General features: G+C 69.4%; 11 protein-coding genes. 1 reads left to right on the forward strand and 10 read right to left on the reverse strand.

What is annotated here, in order from left to right; translation table 11 throughout:
- Positions 1 to 576: 576 nt before the first annotated feature.
- The 8 genes from LZ199_RS22805 to LZ199_RS22840 form a co-directional block, all read right to left on the reverse strand.
- On the reverse strand, positions 577 to 2031 hold the full coding sequence (locus tag LZ199_RS22805; RefSeq protein WP_253995854.1) for a hypothetical protein: 1455 nt from the start codon (positions 2029 to 2031) through the stop codon (positions 577 to 579).
- 199 nt (positions 2032 to 2230) lie between these two features.
- On the reverse strand, positions 2231 to 2830 hold the full coding sequence (locus LZ199_RS22810; protein WP_253995855.1) for a GNAT family N-acetyltransferase: 600 nt from the start codon (positions 2828 to 2830) through the stop codon (positions 2231 to 2233).
- A gap of 43 nt (positions 2831 to 2873) precedes the next feature.
- On the reverse strand, positions 2874 to 3767 hold the full coding sequence (gene truB / locus LZ199_RS22815; protein WP_253995856.1) for a tRNA pseudouridine(55) synthase TruB: 894 nt from the start codon (positions 3765 to 3767) through the stop codon (positions 2874 to 2876).
- 45 nt (positions 3768 to 3812) lie between these two features.
- A complete protein-coding gene (locus LZ199_RS22820) occupies positions 3813 to 4961 on the reverse strand; it encodes an AAA family ATPase (protein WP_253995857.1) in 1149 nt (382 codons plus the stop codon).
- 142 nt (positions 4962 to 5103) lie between these two features.
- Positions 5104 to 6534: a S28 family serine protease gene (locus LZ199_RS22825; protein WP_253995858.1), complete on the reverse strand. Its 1431-nt coding sequence runs from the start codon at positions 6532 to 6534 to the stop codon at positions 5104 to 5106.
- 159 nt (positions 6535 to 6693) lie between these two features.
- Complete coding sequence (locus LZ199_RS22830; protein WP_253995859.1) at positions 6694 to 8772, reverse strand: M36 family metallopeptidase; 2079 nt, start codon at positions 8770 to 8772, stop codon at positions 6694 to 6696.
- 125 nt (positions 8773 to 8897) lie between these two features.
- Complete coding sequence (locus LZ199_RS22835; protein WP_253995860.1) at positions 8898 to 9653, reverse strand: hypothetical protein; 756 nt, start codon at positions 9651 to 9653, stop codon at positions 8898 to 8900.
- 69 nt (positions 9654 to 9722) lie between these two features.
- Positions 9723 to 11951, reverse strand: a complete 2229-nt coding sequence (locus LZ199_RS22840; RefSeq protein WP_253995861.1) for a S9 family peptidase — start codon at positions 11949 to 11951, stop codon at positions 9723 to 9725.
- Between the two features lie 91 nt (positions 11952 to 12042).
- Here LZ199_RS22840 and LZ199_RS22845 point away from each other — a divergent pair, with 91 nt between their 5' ends.
- A complete protein-coding gene (locus LZ199_RS22845) occupies positions 12043 to 12948 on the forward strand; it encodes a LysR family transcriptional regulator (RefSeq protein WP_253995862.1) in 906 nt (301 codons plus the stop codon).
- Positions 12949 to 13370: 422 nt separating this feature from the next.
- Here LZ199_RS22845 and LZ199_RS22850 read toward each other — a convergent pair whose 3' ends face one another.
- Positions 13371 to 14252, reverse strand: coding sequence for a helix-turn-helix domain-containing protein (locus tag LZ199_RS22850; RefSeq protein ID WP_253995863.1), 882 nt, complete (start codon positions 14250 to 14252; stop codon positions 13371 to 13373).
- A gap of 32 nt (positions 14253 to 14284) precedes the next feature.
- Complete coding sequence (locus LZ199_RS22855; RefSeq protein ID WP_253995864.1) at positions 14285 to 15226, reverse strand: NAD(P)/FAD-dependent oxidoreductase; 942 nt, start codon at positions 15224 to 15226, stop codon at positions 14285 to 14287.
- Positions 15227 to 15323 lie beyond the last annotated feature (97 nt).

Genomic DNA, 15323 nt, shown 5'->3' on the forward strand with positions numbered 1-15323 from the left:
AAAAAGACAAGGGCCCCGGACCATCCCCCAACGGTCCGGGGCCCTTCTTGCTTCAGTCCTCTGTCACTCCCAGACCTTCGCCGACAGCGTCCTGCCAAAAGAAAGTGACTCGGACCATCCCCCAACAGCCCGAGCACCCGAGGCCCCTCTTAAGAAGGGCGTCGCATCAAGAAAAGGCCCCCGACTCATCCCCCAACAAGCCGGGGAGCCCGAACCGCGGCTCCCCTCCATGCACGGGAGCCGCGGTGTGCAAATCATCGCGGGTCCACGGGAGCCCCTTGCCCGACTCGAGGCCCCCCGGCCCCGGTCGCTCCCGCGTCCCACCCAAAAGTCCGCACCCTCTCGCCACCCGTCTCCCCGCCTCACCCCGGTGCGGTCGTCGTGCCACGGTGCCGCTCACTCCAGGACTTCATTGCATCGTGCATGCCGAGCTTCGGTGCACACGTCAGGTCCAGGTGGGCGGGTCGCCGGCCGACCACCTGGCCCTGTCGGAGATGGGGGCCTGATGAGCCCGGCCCCTTCCTCTCCACCCGGTCCCTATCACCGGGTGGTGTTGCTCGACTCGCGCCGCGGAAGTCAGGCGGCGATGAAGCGCGGGGGAGGACGCACCACGCTGAGCTGCTCCATCTCCTTCACCATCTTCTTGAAGTCGGCGTCCGGGATGCCCGTCTGGCCCTTGGCCAGGGACTGGGTCGCGTACTTCTCGTAGGTGTCCACCACCTTGCGCGCGTCCGGGCTGAGGCGGTCGTAGTTCTGGCGCGCCCACTTCTGGAAGTCCGCGAACTCCACCCCGGCCGCCTGGCCGTCGAAGTCACCGGCGCCCTTGTTGATGGCGTTCGTGAGGTCCTTGGCGGAGATCTTCCCGGTCTTCCCATCCAGCGTCTCCAGCGCGGTGCGCATCGAGTCATCACGGAAGGTCTTGTGCTGCGAGGCGTCCTTCACCATCGCGTCGAAGTCCGTCTTGTCCATGCCCTCGGGGCCGGCCGCCTCGGCGTGCTGCTGGTACGTCTCCATCACCTTCTGCGCCTCGGGCGTCAGCCGGTCCTTGTTCTTCTCCGCCCACTTCTGGAACTCGGCCAGCTCCTTGGTGGAGTTGCCGTCCGCGTCGCCCGCGCCCTGCTTGATGGCGCCGAGCAGGTCCTCACCAGAGATGGGCCCGTTCTCCTTGTCCAGCGTCGCCAGCGACTCGCGAGCGCTCACGTCGCCCACGCTCTTGAAGTCCTTCATCATCTTGGACCACTCGGTGGTGTTCAGGTCCTTGTCGCCCGTGGCCATCGCCTTGGTCGCGTGCTTCTCGAACTTGCCCATCACTTCCTTGGCCTCGGGCGACAGCTTGTCGGCGTTCTTCTTCGCCCAGTCCTGGAAGGCCTTCAGCTCGTCCGCGGTGTTGTTGTCCGCGTCCTTCGTGCCCTTGCGGATGGCCTTCGCCATGTCATCGCCGGAGATGGGCTTGGGCAGCGAGTCCAGGCCCGCGAGCGCCTTCTCCGCGCCCTTGTCGCCCACGCCCTTCATGTCGTTGATCATCTTCCGCCAGTCGCCGTCCGTGTGGCCGTTGGCATTCCTCTCCGCGGCGAACTTGGAGAAGCGGTCCATCACCTGCTTGGCCTCGGGCGTGAGGCGGTCCTGGTTCTTCTCCGCCCACTCCGCGAACGCGCGGTACTCGCCCTTCGCCGCCTGGCCGTCGTGGTCACCCGTGCCGCGCTGGATGGCCTTGGTGAGCTGGTCCGCGGTGATGGGGCCCTTCGTCTTGTCCAGCTTGTTCGTCTCGCTCAGCGCGCCCAGGTCCAGCGGGCTCCACTCGTTCGGCAGCGGCTTGGACGGGAAGCACCCACCCTTGTCGAAGGTGTCGGCGCCCGGGCGGCCCGCCTGCTGGTGCTGCGCGTGGTGCTTCATCACGTGGCGCAGGTCCTTCAGCAACTGGTGCTCCTTCACCAACGCACGCTCCAACTTGCCCTCGAGCTTCTCGAGCTTGGACTCGGTGCGAGCCAGGGTCTTCTGCACGGCGGGGTTGAACGTGGAGGTGATGGCCATTTGGGTTTCTCCGAGTAAGTCGTTGTGAGCACCCCTATTGCTCGCGGCGTGCCACACATCTCCCACGGTCACCCACTTCCACTTCCTTTATGTTTTCAAGGGGTTGCGCGAAGGCACTCCTGTCCTCGGGGGTGGTGACAACTGTCACCACCGATGACAACCGTCACCAGGGGGGAGGCCCCCCAGGTGGTGACTGGAGTCACCGGATCCGCTTGCGCGGGGCCTTCAGCGCCTTGCGCATGCGCTGCTTGCCCTGGGGCCGCTCGGCCGCCAACGCGAAGCCCTGTCTTTCAAAGAGCGGCACCGTGCCCGTGTACGCGGACGCATTGGAGATACGCGCGAGGCCCTGGGGGCGTTTCACCGGATATCCCTCCACGGTGCGCACGCCGCGTTGACGCATCACGTCCAGCGCGGACTTCAGCAGCACCGTGGCGACGCCCTCGCCTCGGAAGTCCTTGTGGATGAAGAAGCAGGGCACCGACCAGACGTCGTCCGCGTCGTCACACTTGAAGCTCGGCGCCCTGTCGAGGCGCGGGAAGCTCCGGCGCGGCCCCAGCGTGAGCCAGCCCACGGGTTGGCCGTCCACGAAGGCCAGCAGGCCCTGGGCCTTGCCCTCCTCCACCAGCGCCTTCATCCGCTGCTTCGCGTCCGGACCCTTCACGTCCGCGTAGCGCTCGCCCGCCTCCAGCCGCCAGAACATGCACCAGCAGCCCGCGCACGCGCCGTTCTTCCCGAACAGCGCCTCGAGCGCCGGCCACAGCTTCGGCGTCAGCTCCTGAATCTCGATGTCGAGTGCCATGCGCGGAAAGGTAGTGGGCCTTCGTGCGTGAGGCACCCCTTCGTCACAGGCCGCCGCGCAGCTCCTGCTCGCTCCACAACGCGCCGTCCCGCTCGCGCAGCAGGAACGTGAGCCGGCCCTGATGGAAACCTCGCACGGGCGCCTCGGGGTCCGGGAAGCCTGGCGGCAGGCGCCAGTCGGGAGGCAGTGTGCCACTCAGCGGGATGGAGCGCTCCCGGCGCAGTTCGCCCACCTCCAGGTCCGTGAGGGGACGAGCGCGGGCCCAGGGCAACAACGCGCGCCCGTGTGAGCCCACGCGCGTCGCCGGGGGCGGGTCGGTCCATGGGCCTATCGCCGTGCGCCGCAACGTGGACAGGTGCGCGCCACAGCCGAGCACTCGCCCCACGTCTCTTGCGAGCGAGCGGACGTAATAGCCCCCGCGACACGTCAGCGTCAGGCGACTGGAGCGCGGCAGGTCGTGCGAGAGCCACCGCGCTGAATGCAGATACACGCGCGAGGGCGGCAGCTCCACCACCTCGCCTCGGTGTGCCTTGCGATAGGCCGGCTCTCCGCCCACCTTCTTGGCGCTCGTGGCCGGCGGCACCTGCTCGTGCCAGCCCACGAAGGGCGCGAGCGCGGCGTCGAGCAACCCGGGCGTCAGGCGTGACACGTCCCCCTGAAGCACGGGCTTGCCGTGCAGGTCTCCCGTGTCCGTCTCCGTGCCCCAGACCACGTCCGCTTCGTACGTCTTGGGCACCGCGTGCAGCAGCTCGAACAGCCGCGTGGTCTGCCCCACCAGCACCAGGAGCAGGCCTTCCGCGAACGGGTCCAACGTCCCACCGTGGCATATCGGCAGGCGCTTGCCCGGCACGGCTCGCGCCTCTTCCAGGAAGGACTGCACCACCGAGAAGCTCGTGGGCCCCACCGGCTTGTGCACACTGTAGAGGCCCGGCGTCATGCGTGCTCCCGACGGAGAACTCGCGTCATGGACTCCGCGACGTGCTCAACCACCCCGGTCCTCTTCTTCCTCTTCCTCTTCCTCGACGAAGTCGGAGGAATCGCCATCCAGGGCTCCCTCCACCTGCGTGGCTCCGTCCCGCTTCACCAGATACACGGGCGAACAGCGTGAGGCCTGCGCCACCGTGCGCGCCAGGGGCTCCGCGTGCGTCGTCACCCAGACCTGGCTGTCCTTCGCCGCCCTCAGCACGAGTCTCCCCAGTGGCTCCAACAGGTCTGGATGCAGGCTCGTCTCCGGTTCGTTCAACGCGAGGAACGGCGGAGGGCGCGGACTCAAGAGCGCCGCCAGCAAGCAGAGGTAGCGCAACGTTCCATCGGACAGCTCGGTCGCGGCCATGGGCCGGCTCAACCCCGGCATGTGCATGAACAGACTGAAGCGCCCTTCACTGGACTGGACCTCCAGCCGAGCCCCCGGGAACGCATCGTCGATGCCCTGCTCCAGACCGCGCGTGTCGCCAATCCGGAGGATGGTCAGCAGCGCCGCCGCCAGGTCCGCGCCGTCATGCGCCAGCACCGGCGTCCTCACGCCCACGCGCGGATGCCGCATGGCCGCGTCCGGGTCCGTGCGGAAGTGGTGATAGAAACGCCACGCGGCGAACGTGCGCTGCACCTCCGACAAGCGCGGGAAACGGTGCGGCTCGCCCAACTGGTCCAGCACCGACTCCGAGTTCCAGAGCTGCGTGGGAAACGTCACCCGCTTCCCGTCGGCGTCCCGCATGAAGGCCGTGCGGTCCTTGCGCTCCATCAGCACCACCTTCCGCCCCCCGGACCAGGCCCACAGGTGCTCCGACTTCACCTCCGGGTCCAGCTTGAAGGGGTCCCCGGAGCGCTGGATGTGGGGGACGATGCCGCAGCTCAGCTCATACGCCAGCTCGCCCATCTCCACCTGCACCGTCAGCCGCACCGGCTGCTTCGCGCCCCGCGAACCCGCCCACAGCACGCTCGGCGTACCGCCCTCTTCCGCCAGGGTGCGCGCGAGCCTCCCCTCCGACGCCGCCACCAACAGGTACAGCGCGCGGTACAGGTTCGTCTTGCCACTGCCGTTGGCCCCGACAATGACATTCACCGGGCCCAGCTCCAGCGAGAGCTGACGCACCGAGCGGTATCCGGAAATCCGCAAGCGCTGGATGGGCATCGAGCACCCCACCCTAGCGCGCCCACCTCCCACCGCAACGGTGCTCTGGTGGTCCGTCACACTCGCGACGGACCAGGCACTCCACCCGAGGGAGCACGCCACGTGGACGCGTGCCCCTCGGGTCCTTCAGCCAGCGCGACGACTACCGACGACGCAGCTGCTTCTCGTAGCTCCGGCTCAGCTTGCCCTCGGTGACCGCGGGCACGTGCACCGGCGCATCCGCCCACTCGGCCAGCCGCTCGAAGTAGAAGGTGCGCTGCGGCTCGGGCAGCGCGGTCAGCGTCCCGTAGAAGCCGATGCCCGCCGGGTCCACGATGCGGTACGAGTCATTCCTGGAGCTCACGCCAAAGGCCGAGGCACTCCACGGGCTCAGCGCTCCGTCGACGATGAGCACGCGCCGGGCGTGCAGCCGCGTCCACAGCTCCAGCTTGAGCAGCGGCACCGGGTTGTAGACCTTCGCCACGCCCGTGGGCGGCAGGAACGTGGGCACCTGCCCGCCCGGGTAGCGCAGCAGGGGCCACAGCTCCGCCTCCGGATACAACGGCGCGCCCAGCTCCGTGGCGCACTGGTAGCTCTCCGGTCCCACCGGGCTGTTCAGCGCCTGGTCGGAGAACGTGTACGCGGGGCCCGCCACCAGGTCCACGAAGGCGAACAGCTCCTCGGCCGACACCGTGGGTCCCGGAATCGTGTCGCAGTCGTACGGCGCCAGCCCCATGTACTCCCAGAAGTTGAAGGGCAGCCGCACCACGCTGAACTCGAACGCCTTGTCCACGCCCAGCGTGTCGAAGGTGAAGCCCCACTCCACCTGCGCCGCCAACAGCGGCGTCAGCTCCGCGCGCCGCTCCAGCGCCGCGCGCTGCACCGCCTTCAGCTTGTTCCGGCACGCCGCGTCCCCCACGTTCGCCAGGAAGTGCGGCACGCGGACATCCTGCAACCCCAGGCTGTGCCGCTCCGCGTAGGGAATCGTTCCCTCCACGTCGTTCGGATAGAAGTAGCGGTGCAGCAGCGCCGCCGTGCCGCCCCGGAACACGCCCGTGGACAGCCAGCGCGCGCCGTAAATCGTCTTGAACACCTCCACCACGCGGTGCGCGTCCGCCGCGGACTGCCAGACATCCAGGAGCTTCCAGTCGCGCGAAGCGGGCGTCGACGTGCCGTAGAAGCGGTGCTCCACCGTCACCTGGTTGCCCTTCAACAAGTCCACTGGCTCCGCGGCGATGGGCTCCGCGAAGATTTCAGCGCCCTCCGTGTCGATGACCATGGGCGCCGTCACCGAGCGGTGGAACAGCGTCATGCGCTGGAGGAACTTCTCTCCTCCCGGGTTGCGGTGGTCCGCGGGCTGCTCGAAGTCGAGCGTGAAGAAGCGAAAGTCGTCGACGTACTCGTCGCCCAGAATCGTGACGCCCGGCAGCGCCTCCAGCCGCGCGCGGATGTCGTCGTCGATGGCGCGCACATCCGACAGCGCCTCGCCCTCCACTCCCTCGCGGCCCGCCCCCGACGTGTCACCACAGGCCGCCAGCAGCGCTACCGCCAGCGCTCCCACCACGCCTCGAAATCGATACGTCACTCCCCACATGTCTCGCTCCTCTCGATGAACCCAGTCACTCGCGTCCCTTCGGGACCAGCCCGGACATTCTCACAAAACGAGAATTATAGGCCATCCGAGAAAATACACCGTGGATGTGGCGCGCCGAAGGACCTCGGGAGAAGTCCTCCGGTGGGCCGGCGGGGGCATCTACGGGGTGGGAGGCTCCTGGCGGCGGTTCATGATGGGGCTGCATGAAGGCGGCACGGCGAAGCCGTTGATGGCGATGCCCCCGGCGTTCGTCGCATTGGAGCCCAGGCCGAAGGCGGCGAACGCGGTCCACATCCGGCAGACGTCCTCGCCGCCGTGCAGGGTGGTGGCGGCGCTGATGATGCCGTCGCGCACCTGGGGGAAGGTGGGGTTGCAGGGCGTGCGCTTCAGGCCCTCGGTGAAATACAGCAGCATGCGCTGGTTGCCCGCGTTGCCGGTGGCCGCATACAGGTTGTCGCTGAAGCCCCACTGCGTCACCAGCACCCAGTACACCTCCCACAGCGCCTGGGCGAACACGGCGCCCACGCCGTGCGGAATGGCCATGCCGTTGCTGCTCTCGAACGTCCACGTGTTGACGGCGGAGGACGTGCTGTAGCGCTGCGTGCGCAGGCCCGGTCCGGTGGTGGGCTGGTTCAGCGCGTAGGTGCCGATGCCTCGGCCCTGGGCGCCGGTGTCCGTCGCGCGCGCGGTGTAGACGAGCGCCAGGAAGTCACTGAGGCCCTCGCCGGGCTGCTGCCGGCTGGTCAGACACGCCACGTTGCTGGGGCCGCCAATCAGGCGGTTGGAGAGGCCGTGGCCGTACTCGTGGACGATGATGCCACTGTCCAGGTCACCGTCCTTGTCCGGGTCGGGTGACGTCCAGAGGTACAGCTGCATGCGCGGGCGGTAGCCGTCCGGCGGCGTGAGGAAGTTGGCGTTGTCGGTACCACCGCCGTCCTGTGCCTCGGCGCGCACGTCGTCGCCTCCGAGCCCTCCCCGGCCGTGGTTGTGGACCTGGAAGTTGCCGGCCAGTTCGTCGAAGCCGTACTGGTACTGCACGTCGTGCAGGAGGTTGTTCCAGTAGAAGAGGTTCACGACGGCGGCGGCGTGGTACGTGCCCGGCGCGTGGGTCAGGTCCAGGGCGAAGTCACACGCCAGCCCCACGCCGCAGTTCGGCTCGCTCGAGGGCGGCAGGTCATTGCCGTCGCGGTCCTCGTAGGCGTGGACGTTGTTGCCGCGCGGCGTGGTGTACTCGGGGCCCGCGACGCCGTTGGTGTCATGCCAGCCGAAGGGCGAGGCCAGCGGATGCGCGGGGTTCACGACGAGCGTCCGGCCATCCGCGGGAGGTGGCGGCGCGACATGGTGAGGGCTCTCCGCGGGCCTCGGGTACACGCGGTACGAATCCCCCGACATCCAGTCGAAGCGTGTCCACACCTCGCCCGTGCCCGCGTCCACCGTCACGTCGTAGGCATGCTGCGAATCCAGCGTGTGCACCTGGAAGCGCCAGACCAGCCGCGACTCGCCCCGGCGCAGCGGCAGCACCGCCAGCGCCGCGTCGATGGGCTCGCTCGACAGGCCGTCCACCTCCACGCGCGTGCGCCGCGCCTCGCCTGGCTCGACCTTCAGCGCGCGAGGTGGCTCGCGCAGCCGCACGCCCAGGTGCCTGGCCGCGCCCGCCACCGCCTCGGCCGCACTCAGCTTCGGCTCGCCGCTCGCGAGCGTGGACTCCAGCGCTGGCTGGAAGTCGCTGTGCACCGCCAGCACCCGTCCCTCCCGGTCCACGTTGACCTGGAGCTGCGCGTTGTACACGGGGAGACCCTGGTATCTCTGTCGCAGATACAAGTGCGTGGCGCCACTGACACGGGAGTAGACGCGGTCGGTCAGCTCCAGCCTCGCCAGGTCGGACTGCTCCAGGCCGAGGACCTCGCGATGGCGCTGGACGAAGTCCAGGCCCACCAGGAGCGCGTCTCCGCTCGCGGGTCCGGAGAGCGCCCCCACCAGGTTGACGAGCGAGCGCACCCGTCCGCTCGACGCGTCCACCTCCACGCGCAGCTCCGGCACGGACTGGCGCAGCGCCGCCTCCGCCTGCCGCTGCGTGGACGTGAAGTCGAAGTGCGCCCGCGCGTTGTAGGCAAGGCGCGCGTCGTGGTGTCGCTCGCCCTGGGACTCCGGCGCCGCAGCCAGGGCAAGGGGGGACAGCAGCCCTCCGGTGAGCGCTACCGCGTGGAAGAGGCGCCGCCGGGCGTGTCTTGGGGACATGTCGTGCTCCTGCGTCACGGACCACCCCAGGGATTGGGGCGTTACTCGGAACGAGGACACGTCCTGGGGGCCTGACTCAAAAGGGAGTCACGCGCGACCATCGACTTCCGGTCGCGCGCCGAGGCTCAGTCGTCGCCAAGGGCGCCCCATTGGTCATCACGCGTCTCGGGCTTGCCCTTGGGACGCAGGTGCGCGAAGGACAGGGTCATCTCCACGGCGAACTCGCGCTGCTCCGGCGGCTTGCCCAGGTAGATGTACTTGGTGCGGTTCTCGATGCAGGCGTTCAGCATCGCCACGGAGGGCGTGGGGGTCAGCTTGCCCTTGACGCCCTCGCCCTTCGCGTCGAACCGCGCCCGCAGCCGGAAGATACGGGGGATGCTGCCGTCGCGGAGGATGGCCTCCTTGCCGCAGTAGTCGTAGTCGCGCAGGTGCTTGGACAGCATGACCGCGCCCCACGCCTCATTCGTCTTGGGCAGCGGCCGCGGCGTGGGCTTCACGGGCGGCGGCATGATGATTTCGGGGGGAGGCGGCGGAGGCTGCGTCACGATGGGCGGGGGCGGAGGCACCGGGAAGATGACCGCGGGCGGCGGCCCGGGTCGTTCCGCCACGCGCGCGGGCCTGGGCTTCGAGTCCGCCAGCGCGAAGAAGGCGACCCCTCCGCCAATGCAGGTCATGAACAGGACGGACACCACGATGATGCCGAGCACGGGCCCCTGGGCCTGGGGCCTCGGCGTGGGGTTGACCTCCTTCCACCCCGGCTGGAGCGGGAGGCCCTGGGGCCGGATCCGCTCGGCGCCGCAATGGGTGCAGATGGGCTCGCGCTCCACCGCCTTGAGGAAGGGGGCGCCACAGTTCAGACATTTCTGACGGGTTCTGGCCACGACCCCGAGTCTAGTCGGTCCGCCGACACCCGTGGGGACGATATGGGACCAGGTGGTCAGAAGTAGGCATCACCGGGGCGTGCCCAGCGTCTTGAGGAAGAACAGTCCCACGTCGTCCAGGTAGTAGCGGGCGGCGGCGCCCTGCGGCGAGTGCGGCTGGCCGGGCATGAGGAGCAGTTCGAAGTGCTTGTCCGCGCGGATCAACGCCTCCGCCATCCGCATCGTCACCGAGAGCGTGGCATTCACGTCGCTGGTGCCGTGCATCATCTTCAGGGGGCCCTTCAGCCTGTCCGCGAGCGCGAGGTTGTCACCCACCGCGTAGCCCTGGGGGTTGACGCCCGGCAGGTTGAGGTAGGGCTCGTTGATGATGGCCTCTTCCGTCAGCGCGCCTGGTGCGCCGGCATAGCCCGCCTTGAAGAAGTCCGGCGCCGTCAGCATGCCGCGCAGCGTGAAGTAGCCGCCCCAGGAATGGCCGTAGAGGCCCAGGCGCTCCAGGTCCATCCACGGACGCGTGGACGCGATTTGCTTGAGGCCCGTGACGTGGTCGGGAATCTCCGTCTGGCCCACGCGCCCATAGTTCGCGTCCTGGAAGGCCTTGCTCCGCCCCGGGCCGCCGCGAGGGTCCAGCAGCACCGTGACGAAGCCGAGCTGCGCCAGGCCGCTGGCCGTCAACGACATCGCGTTGCCAATGTAGTTCCATGGCACCAGGTTGAAGAACGGGCCGCCGTAGATATAGACGAGCACCGGGTAGCGCTTCGCCGGGTCGAAGTCGCGCGGCTTGTAGAGCACGCCGTGCAGGGGCGTGACACCGTCGGCGGCCTTGACGACGAAGGGCTCCGGCCGCGCGTTCCCAAGGGCCTCGAGTTCACTCGCGTCCGCCGTGGTGAGGCGCACGCGCTTGCCGCCCTCCAGGGACACCAACTCCCGCAACCGGGGCTGCGTGCGGGAGGACCACGCGTCCACGTAGTACTGGCCCGACGGTGACAGGGTGATTCGATGCATCCCCGAGCCCGAGGACAAGCGCTTCAGCGCGCCGCCCTTCAGGCTGCCCCGGTAGAAGAGCTGCTCGTATGGCGCGCCGCTGTCGGCGGAGGCCAGCACGTAGAGGGCGTCACCCTGGGGCGCAACTCCCACCACCTCGTGCACGGGGAAGGCGCCGCGCGTGAGCTGCCGCAGCAGCTTCCCCGCGCGGTCATACGCATACACGTGCCGCCAGCCGTCGCGCTCGGACATCCAGAGGTAGCCCCGGCCGTCCGGCAGCGCCGTCACCTGCTTCGCCCAGCCGCCCGTCGCGAAGTCCAGGCCGGTGACGAAGGTCTCCGGACGCTCCTCGCGCAGCACCCGCCGACGCTGCCCCGTCCCGGGTGTCACCGCGGTGAGGTCCAGCCGCTTCGCGTCGCGCGAGAGGTGGAGGCACAGCGCCTCCGTGCCCTCGGGGTTCCAGCCGGCGAACCAGTCATACGTCTCGCCTTCCACGGGAGGGATGCGCGTCACGCGGCCCGTGGCCACCTCCACGACATGGAGCTCCGAGCGCGGAATCGGCGTCCCCGTCTTCGCGTACGGCACCGTCGTCACCTTCTCCAGTGCGTCCGAGTAGTCCACGACGGGCACCTGGTGCACGGCGCGCACGTCGTCCCGCCACACCACCAGGAAGCGGCCATCCGGTGACCAGGGGCGCTCTGGAATCCGCCAGTCCAGGTTCGTCTCCCCCGTGCGCTCCACCACGGTGGCGCCATCCGCGCCCAGCACCGCGAAGCCGCCCTGGCGCTGCACCGCGAGCGCACCTCCGCGCGGCGCGAGGAAGTGCTCCGGAGACAGCCTCAGCGCGGTCCTGTCCTCCGGCGACAGCAGCGTGATGCGACTTCCCGTCAGGCCCAGGCCGAAGGTCTTCCCCTCCCACCGGAAGACGATGCCCTGCTCATCCGGGGTGAAGGCGAAGTCGAAGAAGCGAGGCGCCGTGACGGGCTTGCCCAGCAGCGCGGAGAGCTGCTCGCGCAGTTGCTCGCCCGAGACGAGCGGCTTGAGTTCTCCTGTCCTCGCGTGCGCCAGCACCCACGTCCCGCCGTCCTTGCCCTCGCGCGCCCAGAAGACCAGGCGGTCCCCCTCGCGCAGCCAGCGGGGCAGGACGAGGCTGTCTCGCAGGAGGTCCACCCGCCGGGTGAACTGGTCCGCCACGTCCAGCTTCGCCTGGACGCTCGCCTCCGGGATGGGCTCGTAGGTCGTGACGGAGCGGGCGTCACCGTCGAGCGCCAGGACGGGCGCACCCGTCAGCGTCGCGAGCACCACGCCAAGGGGCATGAAAGGGAATCGCATGCACCGATGGTAGGGAGGTGCATCCTTCACGACCAATATATCTTTCGACCCCCATTGAGACGGTTATCGTCTCGATATGGAATTCCGTCAGCTCCAGCTCTTCATCGCCGTGGCGGAGGAGCTGCACTTCGGACGGGCCGCCGCGCGCATCGGCATGGCCCAGCCGCCGTTCAGCCAGCAGATTCGCCGACTGGAGGCCGAGCTGGGAGTCGAGCTGCTCACGCGCACCAGCCGCCACGTGGCGCTCACCACCGCCGGGGCCCGGTTGCTGGAGGAGGCTCGCACGCTGCTGGCCCGGCGCGCGGATGTCATCCACACCGTGCAGCAGGCGGCGAGCGGCGAGACGGGCACGCTGCGCGTCGGCTTCGCCGCGTCCTCGGCCTTCGGCGTGCTGCCGGACATCGTCCTGCGCTTCAGCACCCGGTTCCCGAAGGTGAAGCTGGAGCTGGATGACAGCGAGACGCTGAACGTGGGCGCCGCGCTCGCGTCGGGTGAGCTGGACATCGCCATCGTCCGGGCGCCCTTCCGTCACGAAGGCCTCACCGTCGAGCGGCTGCTCCGGGAGCGCTTCGTGCTCGCCCTGCCGGCGCGGCACCCTCGCGCCCGTCAGCAGGTCGTGGCGCTGGCCTCGCTGGCGAACGAGCCGTTCGTCCTCTTCCCCCGCCACTCCGCCCCCGGCCTGCATGACCTGGTGACGAGCATGTGTCTGGCCGCGGGCTTCTCCCCGAACATCCTCCAGGAAGCGCGCTCATGGCCCTCCGTCGTCGGCATGGTGGAGGCGGGCCTGGGATTGACCATCGCCCCCGCGTCCTCCCAGGCCCTGTGCCCCAAGGGCGTCGTGTTCCGTCCCTTGAGCGGCGCTCCCAACCACGCGGAGCTGGTGGTGGCCTTTCCCGGGCTGCGGCCCTCACCCGCCGCGCAGCACTTCCGCGTCCTCGCGCATGAAGCGGTCTCCCGCTCAGGCAGGGGTGCGTCGGACTGACTCGACGTCCTTGCGGCTCAGGAGGGCGTGGGCTTCCTGCTCCGGCGTCCCTTCCCGCGCGCCGCGGGCTCCGTGTCGTTCGCCGCCACCTGAGGCCCCAGGTTGAACCAGAAGGGGCAGAGCAACGGCGGCGCTCCTCCTGCCTCCGGTGGTGGAGGAACCTCTCGCGGACCTCGGTAGAGGCGAACCTCTTCTTCACCTCGCTTGCGTCGACTCGCTCTCGGCGCCATCAGCGACACCGCCCACACTGCCACCACGAATCCCCCGGCTCGTTGAAGCGTTGGCACGACAATGCGCCTCGGGGAGCGGGCCTGGGTTGGCTCGCTCCCGACGATTCCCTCATCGGCGTCGGCATGCGCACGAACTACCGAGATGACAGTTTCCTGTCAATTGAATCGGCCAACAAAGTACAGAACGCGCGTTCAGCGCACCCCTGCCTCCATCCGCCTCCTCCATGCGGCGGGTGTCACACCATGCACGCGGCGAAAGAGTCGGATGAAGTGCGTGACGTCCGCGTAACCCACCCGCTCCGCGACGATGTCCACCCGCTCGTCGGTGTGACGCAGCCGGCTGCGCGCCTCGGCCATCCTGCACTCCAGAATCCACTCGCCCACCGAGCGCCCCGTCTCCTGACGCACCACGCCCGCGACGTGCGGCGCCGAGCGCCCCAGCTCCCGCGCTACCTTCGCGAGCGACAGCGGCTCCAGACAGTGGGACTCGATGTAGGTGAGGGCCCGGCGGCTCAGCCCCATGGAAGAGGACTCGGGCACGGTGTCCGGGAAGGCCATCCGCTCCAGCTCCACCAACACCAGCCGGAGCAGCGAGAGGCTGGCCTCGTCACTGCCGCGCTCCTGACGCGCCTGCTCCTCCTCCATCAGCCGCATCCACCGCAAGAGCCGCCGACGCTGCACGGACGTGGGCCGCAGCACCGGGTGACACCCGCCGCGCACGCGCAACAGCGGCCCCAGCCGTGCCGCGCGCTCCTCCGCGTCCGAGGACACCGCCTCCGGATAGAAGCCGAGCCCCAGGCACTCCGCATCCGAGTGCTCACGGCCATGCGCATCCCCGGGCGGAATGAGGTGCACGTCGCCTGCGCGCAGCACCAGGTCGCCCGCGTGCCGCACCTTCGACTCCCCGCGCAGCACCAGCATCACGACGGCATACGAGTGCACCGCGGAGTGGGTGCGTGAGTGCCGCGACGCCAGGGGCCGCTGCGGGCCCACCCAGATGAGGCGCCGCTTCTCCTCGAAGTCCCGCTGGATGGTGGACCATGCGTGGTCGTGGTCGAGGTGTGCGGTGGCCATGGGGTCTTCGTAGCGCGGGGCTCGACCCGGCGTCACTTCGCGTGGCCGCCGCCTGGTGCCTCCAGGTTCAGGTGGTGGTTCATCACATAGGCGGACTGCGCACCCGCCGCCGCCGCCACCAGCGCGCCCTGCAGGCGCGTGGTGAGGTCTCCCGCCGCGGAGATGCCGGGCACGGAGGTCTGCTGCATCGGGTCCACCTTCACGAAGCCCATTTCATCCAGCGAGAGCCCCAGCCCCTCCACCAGCGCCACGTGCCGCTGCGGCGGACGGACGAAGAGGTACTCCTGTCGCACGCGCGTCCCGTCCTCCAACTCCACCGCCTCCAGCGCGCTCCCGTCCGCCGAGGCGATGAGCCGCTTCACCGGGCCCTCCACCAGCCGCACCTCCGCGCGCTTCAACCGCGCGCGGCGCTCTTCCGATATGGGGAAGGCGCCCTGCGTGTACAGGGTGACGTCCGCCGTCCAACCCTTCAGGAAGAGGGCGAAGTCCAGGTACAGCTCCGCCTCCGCCGCCGACCCCGCGAACACACCCCAGGCCCTGTCCTGGATTTCCCAGCCGTGACAGTAGGGGCACTGGAAGAGGGCCTTGCCCCACAGCTCGCGGTAACCCGGCAGGTCCGGCAGCACGTCCACCATGCCCGTGGCCAACAGCACCCGGCGGGACTCCACGACGACTCCGCCCTCCAGCGTCACCCGGAAGCGCGCGTCCCCCAGCCGCTCGATGCCGTTCACCCGCACGTCGCGCACGTCGACGTCGTAGGGGCGGAGCTGCTCGCGGCCGATGGCGCGGAACTCGCGAGGCGGCGTGCCGTCGCGGGTGACGAAGCCCTGGATGTGCTCGGCCGCCGCATTGCGGGGCGAGCCCGCGTCACACAGCAGCACCTTCTTGCGGCCACGCCCCAGCACCAGCGCCGCGCTCAGGCCCGCGGGGCCTCCGCCCACAATCACCACGTCCTTCGTGAGAATGTCGCTCATGGGAGAGAACTAAACGCCGGCCTCCGCTCGCGGGAGAGCGAGGCTTCAGGGGGAATCGGCGCATCGGCGGGTCGGGTGACGCGGGGCCTCCGAGCGG

It is taken from the genome of Myxococcus qinghaiensis, assembly GCF_024198215.1.
GTDB classification, from domain to species: Bacteria; Myxococcota; Myxococcia; order Myxococcales; family Myxococcaceae; genus Myxococcus; species Myxococcus qinghaiensis.

Bases quoted from the DNA above. Each gene is read 5' to 3' on its own strand.
- LZ199_RS22805 (WP_253995854.1), bottom strand. From the start codon at position 2,031: ATGGCCATCACCTCCACGTTCAACCCCGCCGTGCAGAAGACCCTGGCT.
- LZ199_RS22810 (WP_253995855.1), bottom strand. From the start codon at position 2,830: ATGGCACTCGACATCGAGATTCAGGAGCTGACGCCGAAGCTGTGGCCG.
- truB (WP_253995856.1), bottom strand. From the start codon at position 3,767: ATGACGCCGGGCCTCTACAGTGTGCACAAGCCGGTGGGGCCCACGAGC.
- LZ199_RS22820 (WP_253995857.1), bottom strand. From the start codon at position 4,961: ATGCCCATCCAGCGCTTGCGGATTTCCGGATACCGCTCGGTGCGTCAG.
- LZ199_RS22825 (WP_253995858.1), bottom strand. From the start codon at position 6,534: ATGTGGGGAGTGACGTATCGATTTCGAGGCGTGGTGGGAGCGCTGGCG.
- LZ199_RS22830 (WP_253995859.1), bottom strand. From the start codon at position 8,772: ATGTCCCCAAGACACGCCCGGCGGCGCCTCTTCCACGCGGTAGCGCTC.
- LZ199_RS22840 (WP_253995861.1), bottom strand. From the start codon at position 11,951: ATGCCCCTTGGCGTGGTGCTCGCGACGCTGACGGGTGCGCCCGTCCTG.
- LZ199_RS22845 (WP_253995862.1), top strand. From the start codon at position 12,043: ATGGAATTCCGTCAGCTCCAGCTCTTCATCGCCGTGGCGGAGGAGCTG.
- LZ199_RS22850 (WP_253995863.1), bottom strand. From the start codon at position 14,252: ATGGCCACCGCACACCTCGACCACGACCACGCATGGTCCACCATCCAG.
- LZ199_RS22855 (WP_253995864.1), bottom strand. From the start codon at position 15,226: ATGAGCGACATTCTCACGAAGGACGTGGTGATTGTGGGCGGAGGCCCC.